The following is a 19,441-nucleotide window of genomic DNA, read 5'->3' as shown; positions in this document are numbered from 1 at the left end:
TCATGGGACCAGGTTTAGTGTCCCCCTGCATCAAGCGCGGTAAGAACATCCTCCAGCTCCAACGCGGCGGCGAGATGCGTCAGGGTGGCCACATTCGTCAGCTCCCTACCCAGGAGTTTCTCGACCAACCGTCGGTCCCTCGCGATCGCATCTATGTCCAGTGATAGCTGTGCGGCTGTCACGCCCTCGTCCAGGTTGTTCCGCATCAAGGTCCTGAGCGTCTGAAGCAGGGTTGTCCGTCGGGACGAGTCGTGCCGGCGTAAAGGCCCCAGGACTTCTTCGCAAAAGGATCGGACCTTGGAGGAGTCCGGCACCTGAAGCAATAGCCCCGCCGTGCCCAAATCGGACACCAGCAGGGTTCGCCCGCCGATTCCCCTGAGCCGGGCCAGATGGGCCGCGCCCATGACCACGGAGAACGCCTCGAGGTAACCCTGCGGGCCGGATAGCGGTCCCGTAAGTACCGAAAGGGAAGCATCGATTCCCTCACCGCCATCCCTCAGGACGAGGCGCAGACTTTCTGCGACGGGGCGGATGGACTCCACTGGGCTGTCCCCTAAAGGCCACAGCGTGACAACAAAATCATGGTGAAAGCCCATCAACGGTTGGGGACGGGTGTACTCCACCAGGTGGTGAACCGCGCCAGCGAGCCGATCCTGCAGGCCAGTGGTGTTCTCCGGGATGCCAGACCAAAGGATGAGGGCATGCGATTGGGATAGATTGTGCCCCATCCGCGCAGCCCGTGTGATGAGTGAGGCTGGCAGCGGACCCCGGGTGGTAAGGATCTCCCTGAGGATTTCCCCCGCCTGGTGCCAAGCCACTTCGGCGGCGCTCCGGGCGCTGAGGAGTTCCAAGGCAACAACTGTGGCCGCGTGCTCGATCGCTCTCAGGTCCAACGGGGTGAATTCTTCTACGCTGCCGATAGTCCATATCCAGGCTACGACTTCTTCCTTGACCACCACGGCAGCACGAATGGCAGAGGCTCGTGACCCATCACCGAGGCGCAACGTAACGTTGGTGAGGCCTGTGCCGGCTTTTACGGGATGTCGAACGCCTTGAGTTGCCTCTTTCATCAGCGCTTCCAACTGCATGTCCGACTTAGACGCGGAGCCGCACATTACCGTTTCGTGGCCGCTTCGGATCACCACGGCGCGTGAAAGCAGCTCTGAAAGCGCCGTTCCTATGTCATCCAAGCCACCTCCGCTGAGAGCCAAGGACGTAAGCCGCTGGTGAACTTCGGCCACTTGCCGTTGGAGCTCGTATTGTTCCTCCAACGTCTGATTCAGCGCATTCAGCTTAATGATGGTGCTGGTTTGATCGGCACGAAGTCGGGCGGTGTTGATGGCGATTGCAGCTTGGTCTGCCAGGACCGCAAGCAGTGAAACTTCCTCCGGGTCGAAATGATGGGCCCGCCGTGTAAAGCAATTGAGGATCCCCAAGGTGCCACCCGGGGCGTTGAGCGGGATAGCGATCATCGACGTGTAGCCTTGCTCAAGCGCTGCCGCGGCCCATGGGCCAAGGGACGGATCGGTGCCGGCATCCTGGATTTGGATGGGTATGCCCATAGCAAAGGCCTGGCTGGACGGGGAGCGCAAGGACGTGCCTCGCAAGCGGATCGGGTGGAGTGAGTTGACGTCCCGGATGTACTCATCGGAGAGGCCGTAAGAACCTCGGATCTGCAGGACCGTACCAGTGGCATCGGGGACTGTCACCGAGGAAAAATCGTAACTCATCAATTCGCTGGCGGTTTTGGCCACCATGGTCAGAAGCTCGTCAACGGATACTCCCTGGTTCACTGCAGAACCTATGGAGCCGAGCGCCTTCAGCCAGTTCCGGAGGCGTTCGGCCGCTCGATCTGACCGCTCTTTCACAGTCTCAGTATTGCCATTGTTGGATTGGGAGGATAGAGCTAAACGACGGCGACGCCACCGCGCCGCGGTTGACAGCGGTCCGGTCGGGTCGCCGTCGTTGGCGGTTCTTAGCGGCTGGGTTTACTCGGTGAGCGCGGAGACGACGGCGGCCGCTACAGCCTCGCTGGACTGCGGGTTCTGACCGCTGATGAGGTTGCCGTCGCGGACCACGAAGCTGCTCCAGGCAGGGCCTGCTTTCACGATCGCGCCCCGCTCGGCGAGCGTGGTGGCGACCAGCCAGGGGGTTTTCTCGCCGGTGCCGCCGGTGAGCTCTTCCTCGTCTGTGAATACCGTCAGCTCACGGCCAGCGAAAGCGAAGCTGCCGTCCGAGGCAGTGGCGCTGAGCAAGCCCGCGGGGCCGTGGCAGAAGGGAGCGATGATTTTTCCGCTATGGTCCGCCGCTACGAGCAAGGCACCGAGCTCGGCGTCCGTGGCAAGATCGGCCATGGGACCGTGCCCGCCCGGCAGGACGACGGCGTCGAATTCGGCCACATTGACGGCGCCCAGGGAGTGGGGGGTTTCGAGTTCGTCTGCTATTTCCCCGATGTACTGCTTGAACTCCTCAACCTTTTCCTTGTCGCCCACGATGTCCGGGTTCAACGAGCCAGGGTCCACCGTTGGCTTCTTTCCGCCCGGGCTGGCGATGGTGATGGCTGCGCCCGAGGCTTTGAGGGCTTTATGGGCAACTACGAGTTCCTCGGCCCAGACGCCCGTGGGGTGGAGGGTGCCGTCAGCGAGTTCCAGGGAATCGGCTGCTGAAACAACCATAAGAATGCGGGACATGAGGTTCCTTTCGGGAGAAGGTAAAGCGGGTCGCTATTCGATGGTGCTCCTCGCGACTGCCGCATTGGCATAGAGAATGCTGTGGCCCCCATAGGAATTCTTTGGGCGTGCCCATGCGAGGATTGCACCGATGGCCACTCACAACATGGAACACTTACGGACCTTCCTCACGGTTTACCGTGTGGGGTCCCTGACCGAAGCCGCAAGAATGCTGGGCATTTCGCAGCCAACAGCCTCAACGCATGTCCACTCCCTGGAACTGAACCTTGGCTTGCGGCTCTTTGAGCGGAGCCCCGCGGGCGTCACCCCGACTCCTAAAGCCGACGAATTGGCGCGTGACGTTGGCCCGCACATCGACGCCTTGGACGATCTCGCCTTTGTGTACAACGTTTCAGGAGCAGATGAGTCTCTTCACTTAGGCGGTCCGGCAGAGTTCGTCACGGCCATGCTCTTGCCGGGAACCCCGGAGCTCACCCAAGCCATTGGAGTCAGGCTAAGGATTCGCTTTGGACTGGTTGACGACTTGCTTGAGCAGTTGCGCGCCGGCCACCTGGACATGGTGGTCAGCGCAGTCCGTCCCCGGCTCCAGGGTGTTACGGCATCGCCCCTCTTCGACGAAGAATTTGTACTGGTGGCAGCGCCGTCCTGGCAAACCAGCCTCCCGGGTGACGAGCCAATGGAGGCTGAACTGGCAAGGATTCCTGTGGTTGCCTACGCCGAGAACCTGCCGATCGTTCGCCGTTACTGGCGGACCGTCTTCCAGAGACGTCCTGATGATCTCAGGAGCAACTGCATCGTTCCGGATCTTCGCGGAGTGCGCGCGGCCGTTCTGGCTGGCGCCGGAATGTCTGTGTTGCCCAGCTATTTAGTGGAAGAAGATATCGTCGCGGGGAAACTCGTGGCCTTGCACACCCCCGAGTTTGCGCCGCTGAACACCGTGTATCTGGCCACCCGAACCGGCGACCTTAACCGCAGCCATCCGTTACGCTCCCTCGCATCCGCTATCGAGCGCCTAAGTCAGACCTCTGGTAAGAGTCCAACAAAGCCGTGACAGTCAGGCCACCATCTTGGTTGGGTTCAATAGTAAGTTGGCCGCCATGCGCCTCTGATATCTTCTGTGCCAGCGCCAGGAACACTAGATGCCTCGCCGATTTTCACGGGTTCTAGATGTGTCAAGAAAACAGAAAACCCCCGGAAATCCTTGATTTCCGGGGGTTGTCTACGAGCTTCCTATCAGAATCGAACTGATGACCTTTTCATTACGAGTGAAACGCTCTACCGACTGAGCTAAGGAAGCACCGCGTTCATCACCGGTTTCCCGGGCGATCACGCAAGACATAACTGTAATAGAGGCACCGCACCCGGGTCAAAACGAGGGCAGTGGCGGCCGTTGCGGGGATGTTCACCCGCGCGTCGGACCGGGTTCAGGCCGTGGTTTCCCTGCAGCCGGAAGCTGGGGAATCAACTGTGGCGAGATCCATCCGCCATGCATACAAGCGAAGTCGCGTAACAAGCTGAAGGAGCCGCTCCATGACCGGGGACGCATTGAACGGGGACGAAATTAGCAGGGACGACAGCCATGCACCGAACCGGCTGAGGCTAGCCGTCGTGGACATGGTGGGCACGACCATCACCGATGATGGCCGCACAGAGCGGGCCATGTCCAAAGCACTTGTGGAACACGGCATCGAACCGGGCACCAACAGGTTCGAGAGCATGCTCGGCTATGCCCGGGACACCATGGGCTTCTCGAAAATGACGGTCTTCAGTCACCTCTTCGAGGATCCGGCCGTGGCCGAAAGCGCCAACAAAGTTTTCGAAAACACCTATGACGATCTCATTGAGGACGGCGGTGTCCGCGCCATTGCCGGAGCGGAGGACGCCATTCTATGGATGCGTGAGTCCGGTATGCAGATTTGCCTGGCCACGGGATTCGGCCGCCATACGCAAAACATGGTGCTGGAATCGCTCGGGTGGATGGGCCTGGCGGACTTAAGCCTCTGCCCTGCCGATGCCGGGCGCGGACGTCCCTACCCGGACATGATCCTGACTGCCGTGCTCGCACTGGACCTCGACGACGTGCGGGAGGTGGCAGTGGTGGGCGATACGAGTTCGGACATGCTGTCGGGCGTTCGTTCCGGAGCATCCCTCGTGGCGGGCGTCCTCACCGGCTCCCACTCGGAAGCGACGCTACGCGCGGCCGGAGCCACCGTCGTCGTGGATTCCATCAAGCAGCTCCCCCTCCTGGTGGAGAAGCGGGAAGCCAGGCACCTTTAGCATGTGAGGCCGTCCTGCGGCAGCTTTCCATCTACGAAGTAGTCGTCGACGGCGGTGCTGACGCACGAGTTCGCGCGGCCGTAGGCTGTGTGCCCCTCACCTTCCCAGGTGACGAGCGAAGCATTCTCAAGTTGCTTGCGCAGCGACTGGGACCACTCGAGCGGGGTGGCGGGATCGCCGGTGGTACCCACCACAACAATGGGCGCAGAACCGTTGTAATCCACGGGTGCCGGTGTGCGGGTGCTGGGGTAGGGCCAGTCCTTGCAGGTGACACCTCCGTAGGCGAAGAACGCACCGAACGTGGGGGAGTCCTGCAAGAGACGGTCTTCTTCGGCCCGCATGCCGGCAGTGTCCGTAACCATCGGGTAGTCCAGGCAGTTGATGGCCTGGAACGCGAAAGCGGAGTTGGAGCTGTATGTTCCGTTGGGTTCGCGGTCTGCACCCAGGTCCGCGAGCCGCATCATCTGCGAGACGTCACCGGAGAAGGCGCTCTCCAGGGCCTGAGTAAGGGCCGGCCAGCTTTGGTCGTTGTAGAGGGGCAGAATGAGGCCGTTGACGAAGTCGTTGGACGTCACCAGACGGCCGTCCTTGGCGGTCTGGGGATTCTGGTCAACGGCGTTGATGAGGTCACGGATTTCCTGCACACCGTTGTCCACGGATCCACTCAGGGGACACTGCTGCTGTCCCTGGCAGCTGGTCACATAGGTGCGGAGGGCCCTTTCGAAGGCGCGTGCCTGACCGGCTGTTAGCTCCTCGTTGCTGATTGCTGGATCCACGGCGCCGTCAAGGACCACGCGGCCCACGTTGTCCGGGAAGAGCGAAGCATAAGTGGATCCGAGGAACGTGCCATAGGAGAAGCCCAGGTAGTTGAGCTTGGCATCGTTCGCCACGGCGCGAAGGATGTCCAGGTCCTTGGCGGCGCTCACGGTATCGATGTGGCCCAAGACATCACCGGTCTGCTGGGCGCACTGCTCAGCGAAGGCTTTGTTGAAGGCAAGGGCGGCAGCAAGACCCTCGTCCGTGTTCTTGCGGAACACCTTTTCACGGGCGGCGTCACGTTCGGCGTCGGTCATGCAGGTCACAGGAGCGGAGCGGCCCACGCCCCGGGGATCAAAACCGACCACATCGTAGTTGGCCCGCAGCTTCTCGGTGAAGTGGGTGTTGCCGGCATCCTTGATGAAGTCGACGCCGGAGCCACCAGGTCCGCCGGGGTTTACCAGGATGGACCCTTGCTTGTTGCCGGTGCTGGGCAACTTGATGACGGAAAGCGTGATGTCCCCGGACGCCGGATCAGCGTAGTCCTTCGGCACCTGAACCTTGCCGCAATGGTAGCCGTCTTCGCATGAACCCCACTCCACCGACTGCGAGTAGAACTTTTCCAAGCCTTCAGGAGCTGAGGCAGCGATGGACGGATCCACCGTACTGGTGGATGGCTTGGCCGTTGGGGTTGGCATGAACGGAAGGGTGCAGGCGCTCAATACCAGCATGGAAGCAACGGCAATGCATAGCGCCGCGAACCCACGGCGGGATCCTTGCCCTGCTAAACCCCGCCCTGTAGCACCCCGGCCTGCCGAACCACCACCCGCATCAAGCTGGGCAGACCGGTCCCTTGAAGGGGTACCGGCGGACCGGCGGGGTGCGGACTTCATGCATTCTCCTATTGCTGGATGAGGCTGGTGGCCATGGACTCGACCGCCAACAGCGGCGCCACGTTGGTGGTGGTGATTCGGACACGGGCTTTGTTGATGGCATCCATCCGGGCCAGGGTGGTTTCCGGCGTTGAATGGCCCGCGAATTCTTCCAGTTCGCTCTTGAGTTCAACGTTGACCAGTTCCACTGCGTTCCCCAATTGGATGATGAGGACGTCCCGGTAGAAAGACAGAAGATCCGTCAGCGTGCGGTCCAACGAGTCGGTGATGGAGCGCTTGGCACGCCGTTTCTGGTCGTCCTCAAGTTGCTTGACCTGGCTACGCATGGACGGTGGAAGCGTGCCGGATTCCGGAGCGCCCAGGCTCGCCAGGAGCGCGATCTTCTCTGCGGCGTCGCGTTCATCGTTGGAGCTGTTGGCTTCTTCGGTGGCGATCTTGACCAGCTTTTCGGCCATCATCACGGCAGCGGTGACGCCTCGCAGGCCAAGCGGGATACGAACGGTATCCATCCGACGTTGCCTCGCATCAGCGTCGCGGGCCAAGCGCCGGGCGATCCCTATGTGGCTTTGCGCGGCACGCGCCGCACGGTCCGCGAGTTGGCGCTCGACGCCGTCCCGCCTCACCAGAAGGTCAGCGACGTCGGAGGCTGGCGGCAGCCGCAGGCTCACGGGACGGCATCGCGAACGGATGGTGACAAGGACGTCGGCGGGGGAGGGCGCACACAACATCCAGATGGTCCTGGGAGTGGGTTCTTCAATGGCTTTCAGCAGAACGTTGGTGGTGCGCTCTGCCATGCGGTCAGCATCCTCCACAACGATGATCCGCCACCGCCCCGTTGCCGGTCGGTCGCCCGCCTTGGACACGAGTTCGCGGGCCTCGTCGATGGTGATGGTGACCTTCTCGGTGCGCACGAACGTTACATCCGAGTGCGTCTCACCGAGGATCGTATGGCACGCTGCGCACTCGCCGCAGCCACGCATGGTGACGTCGTCCTGCTCGCAGTTCAAGGCGGCGGCGAAGGCCTTGGCTGCGTTCGAACGGCCGGATCCCGGCGGGCCGGTAAACAGCCAAGCATGGGTAAGTCCGGTTTCGCCTTGCGCCGCCTGCTTGAGCTGGGCAACGACTGGCGCTTGCCCTTGGAGGTCGTCCCAGACGCTCACGGGCGGTCGCCCGTAACGGTTTCGCTTTCCAGCGACGCGGAATTAGCAGGCACTCCGTTGTCAACGAGGAGCGACTCCACCCGCTCCAAAATCCGGGCGGCCAACGTTTCAATGTCGGCGTTGGCGGGCAGCACCAGATAACTGGACGGTGCAGCTGCTGCAAGGTCCAGGAAAGCGTGCCGGATGGCGGAATGGAAGTCGTCAGGCTCAGACTCCAGCCTGTCCTCGGTGGCGTCCCCGGCTGTGCGCCGTTGGCGACCATCGGAGGGGTCGACGTCGAGCAGTACTGTCAGGTCCGGATGCAGGCCTTCGGTGGCCCATTCGTTGAGTGACAAAACGCCCTCGGCGCCGAGGCCGCGGCCGGCGCCCTGATAGGCAACGGACGAATCGATGTAGCGGTCCGTAATGACAACGGTTCCGTCGGCCAGGGCGGGACGAATCACCTGGCTGGCGTGGGCTGCGCGGGCGGCGGCGAACATGAGGGCTTCGGTACGGGGATCGATGGTGCCGTGCCCGTGGTCCAGGACCAGGGAACGCAGTTTCTCGCCGATGGGGGTGCCGCCTGGTTCGCGCGTGCGCAGCACGGAAAAGCCCCGTGACTCGAGGGCGTCAGAGAGCCGGGCGGCCTGCGTGGACTTGCCCGCTCCGTCCCCGCCTTCGAAGGCGATGAAAAGGCCTGGGCTCTTAATACTCACTCGACTAGCCTACCGACCACCGGCATACGAGACGGCTTTTATCCACAGCATTGCCCACGACTACGCTGAAACCATGAGCCTTTCCGATCAGCACGCCGCCGATTTGTCTCCGGAAACTGTTGTCGTTGCGGCCGGTCGCCCCGACCGTGCTCACGACGAGCCAGTGAATCCGCCAATCGTCCTGTCCTCCACATACTTCGGAACAGGTTCATTAGGCGACGGCGACCGCGGTTACGGACGCTACGCGAACCCTACTTGGGATCCTTTCGAGGATGCGCTGGCCAAACTTGAAGGCGCCACCCTGCCGGGCCTGCTGTATGCCTCCGGCCTGGCAGCGGTCAGCTCAGCGTTGTCGCTTGTTCCCGCCGGCGGTGTGGTGGTGATGCCCTCTCACAGTTACGCAGGTTCCCTGGTTATGGCCACTGAACTGGCGGAGAAGGGCTTCCTGGAGCTTCGGACCGTTGACATCACGGACACGGACGCGGTGAAAGCCCTCATCAAGCCTGAAAACGGCAAGAATGCGGACCTGCTCTGGCTGGAAAGCCCCACCAACCCGATGCTCGGCATCGCCGACGTCCGCGCGCTCACTGAGGCCGCACACGCATCGGGCGCAATCGTGGTCACGGACAATACCTTCTCCACGCCTTTGGTGCAGCAGCCGCTCAGCCTGGGTTCCGACGTCGTGCTTCATTCAGTGACCAAGTACCTGGCCGGCCATTCGGACGTTGTCCTTGGTGCCTTGGTGACGTCCGACCCGGAACTGCGCGCCACCCTGCTTCACCACCGAATCATCCACGGCGGTATCGCCGGACCCTTTGAGGCCTGGCTGGCACTGCGCGGCCTCCGTACGTTGGCGCTGCGGATCGAGCGTTCCCAAGCCTCGGCTGCGACGCTCGCTGAACGCCTCAGCAGCCACCCTCGCGTAGAAGCCATCCGGTTCCCCGGCCTCCCCACGGACCCGGGCCATCAACGCGCAAAGGAGCAGATGAAGGGTTTCGGTTCCATTCTCTGCATCCACATCGCAGGCGACGAACACCGCAGCGGTGCCGACGCCGCAGACGAAATGGTCCGAGCTTTGCAGCTCTGGCTTCCGGCGACGTCCCTGGGCGGGGTTGAGTCGCTGATTGAACGCCGACGCCGTCACACGGCTGAGCCGCTCAGCGTCCCGGAGAATCTGGTCCGGTTGAGCGTCGGGATCGAGAACGTGGAGGACCTCTGGTCCGACCTTGAGCAAGCGCTGAAGTCGCTGGACGGTTAGGCTGGAGAACGTGGACGGAAAATTCTTGATCGCGATTGTCACCAACGCGGTGTACTTCATCCTTGGCTTGGTAGCCCTTGCCTTGGAACTGTGGGCCTTCGCGGACTGCCTGCGCCATAAGCCGACGCTCTTCGTGGCGGCTTCCAAGCGCACCAAGACCTTTTGGCTTGCGCTCACTGGCGTGGCGCTGGCCATCGGCGCCTTGACCGTCCTCACCGGCGGCAGCGGGCTGGGGTTGTTTGGCATCGCTGCCGTGACCGCTGCTTGCGTCTACCTTGCCGATGTCCGCCCCGCCGTGCGTGAGGCCGGCAGTGGCGGCAACCGAAATGTCGGTCCGTACGGCCCCTGGTAAAGGCGATACTGGAAAATAAGGCTTAGCGGGGCGCTACGGCGTCCCATGCCACGGTAACTTCGCCTAGACGCCACCTTGCCGGACCATCCTGAAGCGGCCATCCGACGTCTCGCAGTGAACGGCACATGCCCGTCCAGCGCTGCCGGTTTCCGAACGAAGCCAAGGGTGCCGCTTCCAGCCAGGCCTTATCCATGGCCTGTAGGAACGCGTGGACCGGTTCGCCCGGCACATTGCGGTGAATCAGGGCTTTGGGCAGCCGCTCCGCGACCTCGGAAGGCAGTTCGAAACTGCCGAACCGCATGGAGAAACTCAGGCTCAAGGGACGTTCCTCATCCAACGCCACCCACGTGACGCGCCGGCCTATTTCATCGCAGGTTCCATCAATGAACAGGCCGCCGGGCGCCAGCCGTGACTGCACCAACCGCCAGATTCCGGCGACGTCCGCTTCCTCATATTGCCGCAGCACGTTGAATGCCCGCACCAAAACCGGGTCACCGGGAACAGGGACTTCGAAGCCGCCCACGTGGAAGCTCAGTCCTGGTCGCTCGAGTGCTTTGGCGCTGCGCACGCGCTCCGGTTCAATCTCAATCCCGCAGACCCGGACATCCGGGCGCACGGCCTGCAGCCGTTCGAAAAGCTCGACGGCGGTGGTCGGCGAGGCGCCATAGCCAAGGTCCACAACAAGGGGGTCGACGGCGGCGCGCAGCCGCCACGCTTGGGGTCCCGCCAACCAGCGGTCCAAGCGGCGCATGCGATTGGGATTCGTGGTGCCGCGAGTGATGTTGCCAACCGGCTTTCCGCCCCGGCTGCGGGGAGAGCCCACCCGTTCCGCTTTTTGTACCACGGCCCCCACTTTATCCTTGCCCGCATCAGTCCGCGGGGTTCGTTGCCGGACGTAACGCCGGGCAGGGCACGTAAGTGCTCGGCTAGGATGAAAACCATGACTTACAAGCTGATTCTGCTGCGCCATGGCCACAGCGAATGGAACGCCAAGAACCTGTTCACCGGTTGGGTGGACGTTGACCTGAACGATCAAGGCCGCGAAGAAGCAGTGCGCGGTGGAGAGCTCCTGGTTGAGAACGAGATCCTTCCGGACGTCCTCTACACCTCGCTCCTGAAGCGTGCCATCAACACCGCCAACATGGCCTTGGACAAGGCCGACCGCGGGTGGATCCCCGTCAAGCGCGACTGGCGCCTGAATGAGCGCCACTACGGCGCCCTGCAGGGCAAGGACAAGGCCCAGACCCTTGCCGAATACGGCGAAGAGCAGTTCATGGAATGGCGCCGCAGCTACGACACCCCGCCGCCGCCCCTGTCCGACGACAGCGAATTCTCGCAGGCACACGACGTCCGCTATAAGGACCTCGGCGACGCACTGCCGCGCACCGAATGCCTCAAGGACGTCCTGGTCCGCCTGCTCCCTTACTGGGAATCGGACATCAAGGAAGACCTCAAGGCCGGCAAGACCGTTCTGGTCACCGCCCACGGCAACTCCCTGCGTGCCCTCGTGAAGCACTTGGACGGCATCAGCGACGACGCCATCGCCGGGCTGAACATTCCCACGGGCATCCCGCTGGTCTATGAACTGGATGAGGACTTCCAGCCCATCAACCCGGGCGGAACCTACCTGGACCCCGACGCAGCAGCACAGGCCATCCTCGCAGTGGCCAACCAGGGCAAAAAGTCCTAACTGTTGAAACTACGACGACGGCCGGTCACTTAGGTGACCGGCCGTCGTCGTTTGTTCTGCAGTAGCGAAAGGCTAGAAGCCTTCAGGCTGCCATTCGCCCGTCACCAAGTAGGTGACCTTGCGGGCGACGGAGACGCCGTGGTCGGCGAAGCGCTCGAAGTAGCGGCTGGCCAGGGCGACATCCACCGTGGTGGACGGGCTTTCGTTCCACTCGGGGGAAGCAATGGCCTTGAAGACGCTGAGGTGGAGGTCGTCCACGGCGATGTTGATCTTGAGGATGTCGCGGGCTACCTCAAGATCGCGGGTCTCCAGCAGTTCGATCACCTTGGCGGTAATTTCGATGTCGTGCTGGGCCATGGCCTTGAAGGTCTGGGTCAGCGACGCCGGAATCACGGTGGCCGGGTAGCGCAGGCGCGCCAGCTGGGCAACGTGGCGGGCCAGGTCTCCCATGCGTTCAAGCGACGCACTCATACGCAGCGAACCCACAATCATGCGGAGGTCACTCGCGACAGGACCCTGCAGGGCAAGGATGTCGATGGCGCGCTCGTCGAGGCTGTTCTGCAGGAAGTCGATGCGGGCATCTGCCGCGATGACGTCCTGGGCAAGATCCACGTCGGCGCCTTCGAAGGACGTAGTAGCCTTCGTGATTGCTTCGTGAACCAGCTTGGAGATCTCGATGAGGTCGTCACCTACCTGGGTGAGCTCCTCCTGAAAAACCTTGCGCACTAAGGCGTCCTTTCCTTGGAAATCCTATTCCCACAATGGGGGTCGGATTTCAAAACCATTGACAGTCCAACCAGTAACTGTGTCAGGGGCCAGTGAACTGTTCGGCTCCTTTAGATGAACGTTAGTTGAACCGTCGGCGTTTGGCGCTGGATCACTGCTTGCCCGTGTTTCCACAGCATAAGCTGGACACGTGGATCCATTGCTCATAGGTGTCGTCGCAGGTCTCGTAGGCCTGTCGTTGGGCGTCTTTGGCATGCTCGCGTTCAGGATCAGCGAGCGGCAACGCAGCATCGTGGACCTGGACGTGACTGAGCCACTGCTTCCTGAGGGCGCAGCGGAAGTACTTGCCGTCGTCGGGCGCGCCTTTGTCGTGGTGGACGCCATCGACGGCGTAGTCCGTGCGAGTCCGGCAGCGTATGCCTATGGCCTGGTGCGTGGCCACACGGTGGTCCACAAGCAACTCCTGGACATGACCGCCAAGGTCCGCCGGGACGGGGTGATCCTCGAGGAACAGTACGAACTCCCGCGCGGTCCGCTGGGCAAGGGCACCATTGTGGTCCAGGTCCGGGCAGCCATGCTCGGTTGGGAATACATCGTGCTGCTGGCTGACGACCGCACTGAGATCACCCGCACTGAGGAGATCCGCAACGACTTCGTGGCCAACGTGTCCCACGAACTCAAGACACCCGTCGGCGCCATCTCGCTCCTGGCCGAGGCCTTGGAAGCGTCGCCTGATGACGAAGAAGCCGTGCGCAGGTTCGCCAAGCGCATGCACAAGGAGTCCGGCCGGCTGGCGGCCTTGGTCCAGGACATCATTGAACTTTCCCGCCTGCAGGGCGCCAACGTTGCCCAGCAGGGCCACGCGGTGGATATCAATACGGTGATCACCGAGGCCGTGGACCGCTCGCAGCTGCCGGCTGAGAGCAAGAATATCCAGATCGTGGTGGGCGGGCACTCCGAGTCGCTGGTTTTCGGCGACCGCGACCTCCTGGTGACAGCACTCCGCAACCTGATCGACAACGCCATTCGCTATTCACCGGAAAACACGCGTGTAGGTGTCGGCGTCCGGACGCGCGAGGGCGTGGTGGCCATCTCTGTCACGGACCAAGGCGAAGGCCTGACTCCGGAGGACCAGGAGCGTGTGTTCGAGCGGTTCTACCGCGTCGACGCAGCACGATCGCGGCATACCGGTGGCACTGGCCTGGGGCTCAGCATCGTCAAGCACGTCGTGTCCAACCACGGCGGCGAGGTAACCGTGTGGTCCCAGCCCGGCCAAGGATCAACCTTCACCATCCGCCTGCCTGAGATGGAAGGCCAGGATGACGACGCCGGCCTTCCGGCTTCCGCTGCGGCTGCATCTTCCGAACTTCCGGCGGCTGATGCCGCCGTCGAGCCTCATCACGCGATTCAAGAACCCCATCACGTGAATCATCAAGGGGGCGCCAGTGGCGCCCAAGAGCAAGGAGCCAGCGCTTGAGCCGGATTTTGATAGTGGAGGACGAAGAGTCCTTCAGCGACCCCCTGTCCTATCTCCTGGGCAAAGAGGGTTTTGACGTCGAGGTAGTGGACAACGGCAGCGACGCCTTGGTGGAATTCGACCGGAACGGTGCCGACCTTGTCCTCCTGGATCTGCAGTTGCCGGGAACGCCGGGCACGGAAGTGTGCCGACAACTTCGCCAGCGTTCCAGTGTTCCCGTCATTATGCTGACGGCCAAGGACTCGGAAATCGACAAGGTTGTTGGCTTGGAGCTTGGAGCGGATGACTATGTCACCAAGCCTTATTCGTCCCGGGAGCTCGTGGCCCGCGTCCGTGCGGTGCTGCGCCGGCAGGGTGAGCCGGAGGAACTCATGACGTCCACCGTGCAGGCCGGTCCAGTCCGCATGGACATCGAACGTCACGTGGTGAGCGTCAACGGGGAGCAGGTTTCGCTGCCGCTCAAGGAGTTCGAGCTGCTGGAGATGCTGCTCCGCAACTCAGGCCGGGTATTGACGCGTGGACAATTGATTGACCGTGTCTGGGGTTCGGACTATGTGGGGGACACCAAGACACTCGATGTCCACGTGAAGCGGCTTCGCAGCAAGATCGAGCCGGACCCGTCAGCGCCGCGTTACTTGGTCACAGTGCGCGGACTGGGGTACAAGTTCGAGCCGTAGAGCTTTCCCTACCGGCGACGCGCATATTCGTTGGCACCACGGAAAGCGGCTGACGATGCCCGGATTTGGGTGTCGTCGGCCCGGCAGGGTGGCCCGGGCAAATTTGGGCGTCGTCAGCTTGGCAGCTACACACACAAGGAAGGGTCCCGCCGAGGCGGGACCCTTCCTTTGCTGCATGGTGTGTAGCGTGCCTAGTGACCGGCGGCCGGTGCCTCCGAGGACGTAGCCGTGGACGTCGGCGTTGCCGTCGGGGTCGGCGTGGTGGGCAGGTACTTGGCGTACTCAGGCAGAGTGCCGTCAAGCACCGGGACGTTGACGGTAGCGGAGTCGGAACCGCTGCGGATGGTGATCGGAACCAGGCCACCTGGGATGACGCCCGCGGTGCTGAGGATCGCCGCATCGGCGGTGTCGTTCAGGAACGTCTCCCCGTTGGCCTTGACCGGGATTTCGGTCTGGGCGCCGTTGGCCCCACTCACGGTGAGGGTGGCGTCGGTGGCGGAGGTGTTGAAGACGGCGCCGATAACGCGGCCGGGCTCGTTCTCGCCCGAGGCAACAATCAGGATGTTGCGTAGCTGCAGGGGACCGAGATCAGCTTTGATCCCGTCCGATGCCGAGTACTGGTGGGTAGTCTGCTGGGCGTTGACGAATCCACAGCCGGTGACGGACAGAAGACCGACGCCGATTGCAGCCGCCGCAATTGCCAGCTTGCCGCGCTGGACAGGGTTCATCGCAGTATTGCGCACGACACCTACTCCTCAAGAGTCATTGGAACACTTTTCAGCCATAGCCTATCGGCAAACCCCCGGAAATATGGATTCGGGAAGGCTATGTGGCGCCGTCAACGGAGGAGATCTTGATCGCACGTTGCTTGCTCAAAGCACCTTTACCGGAATACGTCAAGACCTTGGAGGAAGTCGTTTAAGGCCTTATTCCCTTTATTGGCGCGGCAGAAGGGCCTGTCCGATGCCAGTCGTATGCCTTAATCGTGATAGACTAATCTGCGGGAAAGGGGAAAGTCCACATGGTTTTTGAGGTCGGCGAGACAGTAGTTTACCCTCACCACGGTGCAGCAAAAATTGAGGAAATCAAGATGCGCACCATCAAGGGCGAAGAGAAGATGTATCTCAAGCTCAAGGTGGCTCAGGGTGATCTGACCATTGAAGTTCCAGCAGAGAATGTTGACCTTGTTGGGGTCCGGGACGTAGTGGGCAAAGAAGGCTTGGAGCACGTGTTTGACGTTCTCCGCGCCGAGTTCACTGAAGAGCCTACCAACTGGTCACGTCGTTACAAGGCGAACCTGGAGAAGCTTGCTTCAGGCGATGTCATCAAGGTGGCAGAGGTCGTTCGCGATCTTTGGCGTCGTGATCACGATCGCGGCCTTTCCGCAGGTGAGAAGCGGATGCTGGCCAAGGCGCGGCAGATTCTGATTTCAGAACTGGCCCTGGCTGAGAAGACAGACGAAGAGAAGGCTGCAAGCGTTCTCGACGAGGTCTTGGCTTCCTAAGAATTGAGCCCGGTGGTGCGAAAGCGCCGCCGGGTTTCTTTTTGCCACGAAGTACTCTGGTGTCCATGAGTATTCCTTCCAAGCGCGCCGTCACGGCGGTGATCGTGGTTGCTGCCGGCTCCGGTGAGCGACTCGGCTACGGCATGCCCAAGGCCCAGGTTCCACTGGGCGGAGAAACCATCCTGATGCATGCCCTCCGTGGGGTGGTTGCCTCGGATGTCGCGCGCCAGATCTGCGTCGCCGTGCCCAAGGGGGACACGGCACTGCGCGAATCGATCTCCGAGTTCACCATTGACCTGGTGGACGGCGGCCCCGAAATTTCAGTTGTCGACGGCGGTTCCTCCCGCGCGGATTCCGTCCGGGCTGCCATGGCTGCTTTGGAGGACGGAACCGAACTGGTCCTGGTCCACGACGCCGCACGTGCCCTTACACCCGAACGGGTTTTCCAGCGCGTCTCCGACGCTTTGGCGTCCGGTGCGAAGGCCGTCATTCCCACCATGCCTGTGGTGGACACTATCAAAACTGTTGCCGAGACGAATGGCTCAGACTCCTCCATCGCCCCGGAAGTTGTCACGGGAACAGCTCCCCGCGAACAGTTGCGGGCCGTGCAAACCCCGCAGGGTTTCGAACTGGCGGTCCTGCGGAGGGCACACGAAGCCGCTGAACTTTTCGACGACAAGCAGTCCGCAGCTGTCACCGACGACGCCATGCTGGTGGAACTCCTCGGCGTTCCGGTCCACGCTGTCCGCGGGGCCAGCCAGTCGCTGAAGATCACCACGCCGTTGGATCTCATCATTGCCGAGGGATTGCTGGAAGGCCCGCTGGGGATTCGTTGGGTTGAAGGCTGATGACACTGAACCAAAACATGGTGCTTCCCCGCACCGGTGTGGGCATAGACGTCCATGCGTTTGCTCCCGAAAATGACCCGCAGCCGCTGTGGTTGGGCGGGCTCTTCTGGGAAGGCGAACAGGGGCTTTCAGGGCATTCCGACGGCGATTGCGTTGCTCACGCCGCTGCCGACGCGCTCTTTTCTGCGTGCGGAATCGGTGACCTGGGCACCCACTTCGGCACTGACCGTCCCGAGTTCGCAGGTGCCTCAGGGGTCAAGCTTCTTGGCGAAGCGGCACGCATTGTGCGCGCGGCCGGATTCGAGATCGGCAATGTGGCAGTGCAGTTCGTGGCCAACCGTCCCAAATTCGGTCCGCGCCGGGAAGAATCCCAGAAGGTCTTGAGCGAAGCTGCCGGCGCGCCGATCAGTGTCACGGCAACCACCAGCGACGGCCTCGGTTTCACCGGTCGCGGCGAAGGTATCTCCGCTGTTGCCACGGCCCTGGTGTACCCGGTCTCCGGACACGAGACGACGGCAACCGAGCCCGGTCCCGCAAAAGGGGCGCCTCATGGTTAAGCCACGTGCCGGCGTCGTGCGCTCCGCTATGGTGTCCGCAGGCTTGGCTGCATCGCTCCTGCTGAGCGGCTGCGGCGGGACCCAAACGATGGACGTAACAGCCAGCTGCGAGTTCCTGAACAACGACACCTTCAAGCCCGACGGCAACCAGCAACAGCAGTCCAAGCAGATCGCCGAGCACTATCACCAGATCGCAGGCAAACTCGCTCCGGAGATCGGTAACCCCATTAAGGAAATGGCTGCGATCATGGACGAAGCGGCGTCGTCGTCCCTCGGGGCAGCTACCCAGGACCAGCAGGAGAAGCTCAAGGTGCAGTTCAACAAGATCGGCGAATACTGCAAGTAGGCAGGCCTAGCCGCGTCATCGGCTAATCTGGAGCGGTGACCCTGCGCTTCTATGACACCGCCTCCGCCGAAGTCCGTGACTTCGTTCCCCTCGAAGACGGCAAGGCCAGCGTGTACTACTGCGGGGCCACCGTCCAAGGAATGCCGCACGTGGGGCACGTCAGGTCGGCCATAGCCTTCGACCAACTGACCCGCTGGCTCGAATTCCGCGGCCTCCGGGTTACGGTAGTGCGCAATGTCACGGACATCGACGACAAGATCCTGGCCAAGTCCGCGCAGTCGTTCGGTCCGGACTGGGACGCTGAACCGTCGGCGCGCCAAGCCGAAGAGTGGTGGGCCTTGGCCTACCGCTATGAGCAGGAATTCGAGAACGCCTATGAATCCCTCGGTGTCCAACGGCCCACTTATGAACCCCGTGCTACCGGGCACATCCCGGAAATGCACGCGCTCATCCAGCGTCTCATCGACCGAGGCCATGCCTACCCCGCACTGGATGATTCCGGTGACGTCTATTTCGACGTCCGTTCCTGGAGCAAGTACGGCTCGCTGACGCGGCAGAACATCGATGACATGCAGGGAGCGCCCGACGCCGACCCCCGAGGCAAGCGCGATCCCCGCGACTTCGCGCTGTGGAAGGGTTTCAAAGACGGCGAACCCGTCACCGCCAAGTGGGAATCCCCTTGGGGTGCCGGCCGTCCCGGATGGCACCTCGAGTGCTCAGCCATGGTCACCAAGTATTTGGGCCCGCGGTTTGATATCCATGGTGGAGGACTGGATCTTCGCTTCCCGCACCACGAGAACGAGATGGCCCAGTCCCAGGCCGCCGGTGACGAATTCGCCAATTTTTGGATGCACAACGGCATGGTCACCTACGAGGGCGAAAAGATGTCCAAGTCCATCGGCAACACCGTGAGCCCGGCCGAAATGCTGGAGCTCGCCCCACCGCGCGTGGTTCGGTATTACCTCGGCCAAGCACACTACCGCTCCATCCTGGATTACCGGCCTACGTCGCTGCAGGAAGCCGCAGCCGCCGTCGAGCGTATTGACGGTTTCATCCACAAAGCATCCTCCAAGGTGGGTACAGGCGCCTCGGACGTGTCCCCGCAGGCCAACATGCCCGCTGCTTTCATCGCGGCCATGGATGACGACCTCAACGTGCCTCAGGCCCTCGGCGTGCTGCACGAAACCGTGCGGGCAGGAAACACGGCATTGGCTTCCGGCGACTTGGAGAGTACGAAAACCGCTCTCTACAGCGTGCTCTCCATGACCGAAGTTCTTGGCCTTGATTCGGTGAAACGCCCGGAAGCTGTTCAAGGGCGCGAGCATGCCGCTCTGGAAGTGCTGATCGAAGCCCAACTCGAAGCCCGTGCCGTTGCCAGGGCCAACAAGGACTGGGCAGCATCCGATGCGATCCGGGACACACTTGCCGCGGCCGGCGTCGTCGTCGAAGATGGTGCGGATGGCGCCACTTGGAGCCTCAAACGCGACTGAGGAACCGGCGCGGCGGCCGAATTGCATCGGGTCAGTAGACTTGAT

The 19,441-nt window shown here is 62.2% G+C and carries 20 protein-coding genes and 1 tRNA gene; 12 read left to right on the top strand and 9 right to left on the bottom strand.

The genetic code is table 11. From position 1 onward, the window contains the following. Window positions 1-14: 14 nt before the first annotated feature. Complete coding sequence (locus A477_RS0105755) at window positions 15-1,868, bottom strand: helix-turn-helix domain-containing protein (protein WP_017198068.1); 1,854 nt, start codon at window positions 1,866-1,868, stop codon at window positions 15-17. 120 nt (window positions 1,869-1,988) lie between these two features. Beyond that, window positions 1,989-2,690 (bottom strand): type 1 glutamine amidotransferase domain-containing protein, encoded by a 702-nt coding sequence (locus A477_RS0105750; RefSeq protein WP_017198067.1) that lies wholly within the window; start codon window positions 2,688-2,690, stop codon window positions 1,989-1,991. A gap of 130 nt (window positions 2,691-2,820) precedes the next feature. Between A477_RS0105750 and A477_RS0105745 the strand changes: the two genes are divergently transcribed. Further along, window positions 2,821-3,741, top strand: a complete 921-nt coding sequence (locus tag A477_RS0105745; protein ID WP_017198066.1) for a LysR family transcriptional regulator — start codon at window positions 2,821-2,823, stop codon at window positions 3,739-3,741. Window positions 3,742-3,914: 173 nt separating this feature from the next. On the opposite strand, the gene A477_RS0105740 is transcribed toward A477_RS0105745, so the two are convergent. Further along, a tRNA-Thr gene (locus A477_RS0105740) sits at window positions 3,915-3,987 on the bottom strand. Between the two features lie 233 nt (window positions 3,988-4,220). Between A477_RS0105740 and A477_RS0105735 the strand changes: the two genes are divergently transcribed. Beyond that, on the top strand, window positions 4,221-4,967 hold the full coding sequence (locus A477_RS0105735; protein ID WP_017198065.1) for an HAD family hydrolase: 747 nt from the start codon (window positions 4,221-4,223) through the stop codon (window positions 4,965-4,967). Here A477_RS0105735 and A477_RS0105730 read toward each other — a convergent pair. From A477_RS0105730 to tmk, 3 genes are read right to left on the bottom strand one after another with little or no spacing between them, the layout of a single operon-like run. Beyond that, window positions 4,964-6,616: an alpha/beta hydrolase gene (locus A477_RS0105730; RefSeq protein ID WP_017198064.1), complete on the bottom strand. Its 1,653-nt coding sequence runs from the start codon at window positions 6,614-6,616 to the stop codon at window positions 4,964-4,966. The genes A477_RS0105735 and A477_RS0105730 overlap by 4 nt on opposite strands. Before the next feature lie 8 nt (window positions 6,617-6,624). After that, window positions 6,625-7,776 (bottom strand): DNA polymerase III subunit delta', encoded by a 1,152-nt coding sequence (locus tag A477_RS0105725; RefSeq protein WP_017198063.1) that lies wholly within the window; start codon window positions 7,774-7,776, stop codon window positions 6,625-6,627. Beyond that, window positions 7,773-8,471 (bottom strand): dTMP kinase, encoded by a 699-nt coding sequence (gene tmk, locus A477_RS0105720; RefSeq protein WP_017198062.1) that lies wholly within the window; start codon window positions 8,469-8,471, stop codon window positions 7,773-7,775. The genes A477_RS0105725 and tmk overlap by 4 nt, the downstream gene beginning before the upstream one ends. 73 nt (window positions 8,472-8,544) lie before the next feature. On the opposite strand from tmk, the gene A477_RS0105715 reads away from it, so the two are divergent. After that, window positions 8,545-9,729 (top strand): trans-sulfuration enzyme family protein, encoded by a 1,185-nt coding sequence (locus tag A477_RS0105715; protein WP_017198061.1) that lies wholly within the window; start codon window positions 8,545-8,547, stop codon window positions 9,727-9,729. Window positions 9,730-9,739: 10 nt separating this feature from the next. Continuing rightward, window positions 9,740-10,081: a DUF2516 family protein gene (locus tag A477_RS0105710; RefSeq protein WP_017198060.1), complete on the top strand. Its 342-nt coding sequence runs from the start codon at window positions 9,740-9,742 to the stop codon at window positions 10,079-10,081. Between the two features lie 22 nt (window positions 10,082-10,103). Here A477_RS0105710 and A477_RS0105705 read toward each other — a convergent pair whose 3' ends face one another. Continuing rightward, entirely contained in the window at window positions 10,104-10,925 is an 822-nt protein-coding gene (locus A477_RS0105705) for a class I SAM-dependent methyltransferase (RefSeq protein WP_026005379.1), read from the bottom strand. Between the two features lie 96 nt (window positions 10,926-11,021). Between A477_RS0105705 and A477_RS0105700 the strand changes: the two genes are divergently transcribed. Beyond that, entirely contained in the window at window positions 11,022-11,771 is a 750-nt protein-coding gene (locus A477_RS0105700) for a phosphoglyceromutase (protein ID WP_026005378.1), read from the top strand. A 72-nt stretch (window positions 11,772-11,843) separates the two neighbouring features. Here A477_RS0105700 and phoU read toward each other — a convergent pair whose 3' ends face one another. Then, window positions 11,844-12,497, bottom strand: a complete 654-nt coding sequence (gene phoU, locus A477_RS0105695) for a phosphate signaling complex protein PhoU (RefSeq protein WP_017198057.1) — start codon at window positions 12,495-12,497, stop codon at window positions 11,844-11,846. Window positions 12,498-12,696: 199 nt separating this feature from the next. On the opposite strand from phoU, the gene A477_RS0105690 reads away from it, so the two are divergent. Together A477_RS0105690 and A477_RS0105685 are read left to right on the top strand one after the other, a co-directional pair. Beyond that, a complete protein-coding gene (locus A477_RS0105690; RefSeq protein ID WP_237715739.1) occupies window positions 12,697-13,974 on the top strand; it encodes a sensor histidine kinase in 1,278 nt (425 codons plus the stop codon). Continuing rightward, window positions 13,971-14,651 (top strand): winged helix-turn-helix domain-containing protein, encoded by a 681-nt coding sequence (locus A477_RS0105685; RefSeq protein ID WP_017198055.1) that lies wholly within the window; start codon window positions 13,971-13,973, stop codon window positions 14,649-14,651. Before A477_RS0105690 ends, A477_RS0105685 begins: the two co-directional genes overlap by 4 nt. Before the next feature lie 191 nt (window positions 14,652-14,842). On the opposite strand, the gene A477_RS0105680 is transcribed toward A477_RS0105685, so the two are convergent. Next, window positions 14,843-15,379, bottom strand: coding sequence for a hypothetical protein (locus tag A477_RS0105680; RefSeq protein ID WP_017198054.1), 537 nt, complete (start codon window positions 15,377-15,379; stop codon window positions 14,843-14,845). Window positions 15,380-15,672: 293 nt separating this feature from the next. Here A477_RS0105680 and A477_RS0105675 point away from each other — a divergent pair, with 293 nt between their 5' ends. From A477_RS0105675 to cysS, 5 genes are all read left to right on the top strand, one after another. Beyond that, a complete protein-coding gene (locus A477_RS0105675; RefSeq protein WP_011690592.1) occupies window positions 15,673-16,155 on the top strand; it encodes a CarD family transcriptional regulator in 483 nt (160 codons plus the stop codon). A gap of 65 nt (window positions 16,156-16,220) precedes the next feature. Continuing rightward, window positions 16,221-17,003 carry a 2-C-methyl-D-erythritol 4-phosphate cytidylyltransferase gene (gene ispD, locus A477_RS0105670; RefSeq protein WP_026005377.1) on the top strand — a complete coding sequence of 261 codons (783 nt, stop codon included), beginning with the start codon at window positions 16,221-16,223 and terminating at the stop codon, window positions 17,001-17,003. Further along, window positions 17,003-17,560, top strand: coding sequence for a 2-C-methyl-D-erythritol 2,4-cyclodiphosphate synthase (gene ispF, locus A477_RS0105665; protein WP_017198052.1), 558 nt, complete (start codon window positions 17,003-17,005; stop codon window positions 17,558-17,560). Before ispD ends, ispF begins: the two co-directional genes overlap by 1 nt. Then, the gene (locus A477_RS0105660; protein WP_026005376.1) at window positions 17,553-17,906 is read left to right on the top strand and encodes a hypothetical protein; all 354 of its coding nucleotides are present in this window, start codon (window positions 17,553-17,555) and stop codon (window positions 17,904-17,906) included. Before ispF ends, A477_RS0105660 begins: the two co-directional genes overlap by 8 nt. 35 nt (window positions 17,907-17,941) lie before the next feature. After that, window positions 17,942-19,396: a cysteine--tRNA ligase gene (gene cysS / locus A477_RS0105655; protein WP_017198050.1), complete on the top strand. Its 1,455-nt coding sequence runs from the start codon at window positions 17,942-17,944 to the stop codon at window positions 19,394-19,396. The last annotated feature ends 45 nt before the right edge of the window (window positions 19,397-19,441 follow it).

It is taken from the genome of Arthrobacter sp. M2012083 (assembly GCF_000281065.1).
Lineage (GTDB): Bacteria > Actinomycetota > Actinomycetes > Actinomycetales > Micrococcaceae > Arthrobacter.
The sequence above is the reverse complement of the archived record's forward strand: the minus strand, read 5'-3'. Positions and strand labels throughout refer to the sequence as shown.

What these genes read in the sequence shown, in the direction of transcription:
- A477_RS0105700 (WP_026005378.1), top strand. Translation starts at nt 11,022, where the DNA reads ATGACTTACAAGCTGATTCTGCTGCGCCATGGCCACAGCGAATGGAAC.
- A477_RS0105735 (WP_017198065.1), top strand. Translation starts at nt 4,221, where the DNA reads ATGACCGGGGACGCATTGAACGGGGACGAAATTAGCAGGGACGACAGC.
- ispD (WP_026005377.1), top strand. Translation starts at nt 16,221, where the DNA reads ATGAGTATTCCTTCCAAGCGCGCCGTCACGGCGGTGATCGTGGTTGCT.
- A477_RS0105730 (WP_017198064.1), bottom strand. Translation starts at nt 6,616, where the DNA reads ATGAAGTCCGCACCCCGCCGGTCCGCCGGTACCCCTTCAAGGGACCGG.
- A477_RS0105660 (WP_026005376.1), top strand. Translation starts at nt 17,553, where the DNA reads ATGGTTAAGCCACGTGCCGGCGTCGTGCGCTCCGCTATGGTGTCCGCA.
- A477_RS0105715 (WP_017198061.1), top strand. Translation starts at nt 8,545, where the DNA reads ATGAGCCTTTCCGATCAGCACGCCGCCGATTTGTCTCCGGAAACTGTT.
- ispF (WP_017198052.1), top strand. Translation starts at nt 17,003, where the DNA reads ATGACACTGAACCAAAACATGGTGCTTCCCCGCACCGGTGTGGGCATA.
- A477_RS0105745 (WP_017198066.1), top strand. Translation starts at nt 2,821, where the DNA reads ATGGCCACTCACAACATGGAACACTTACGGACCTTCCTCACGGTTTAC.
- A477_RS0105680 (WP_017198054.1), bottom strand. Translation starts at nt 15,379, where the DNA reads ATGAACCCTGTCCAGCGCGGCAAGCTGGCAATTGCGGCGGCTGCAATC.
- A477_RS0105675 (WP_011690592.1), top strand. Translation starts at nt 15,673, where the DNA reads ATGGTTTTTGAGGTCGGCGAGACAGTAGTTTACCCTCACCACGGTGCA.
- A477_RS0105750 (WP_017198067.1), bottom strand. Translation starts at nt 2,690, where the DNA reads ATGTCCCGCATTCTTATGGTTGTTTCAGCAGCCGATTCCCTGGAACTC.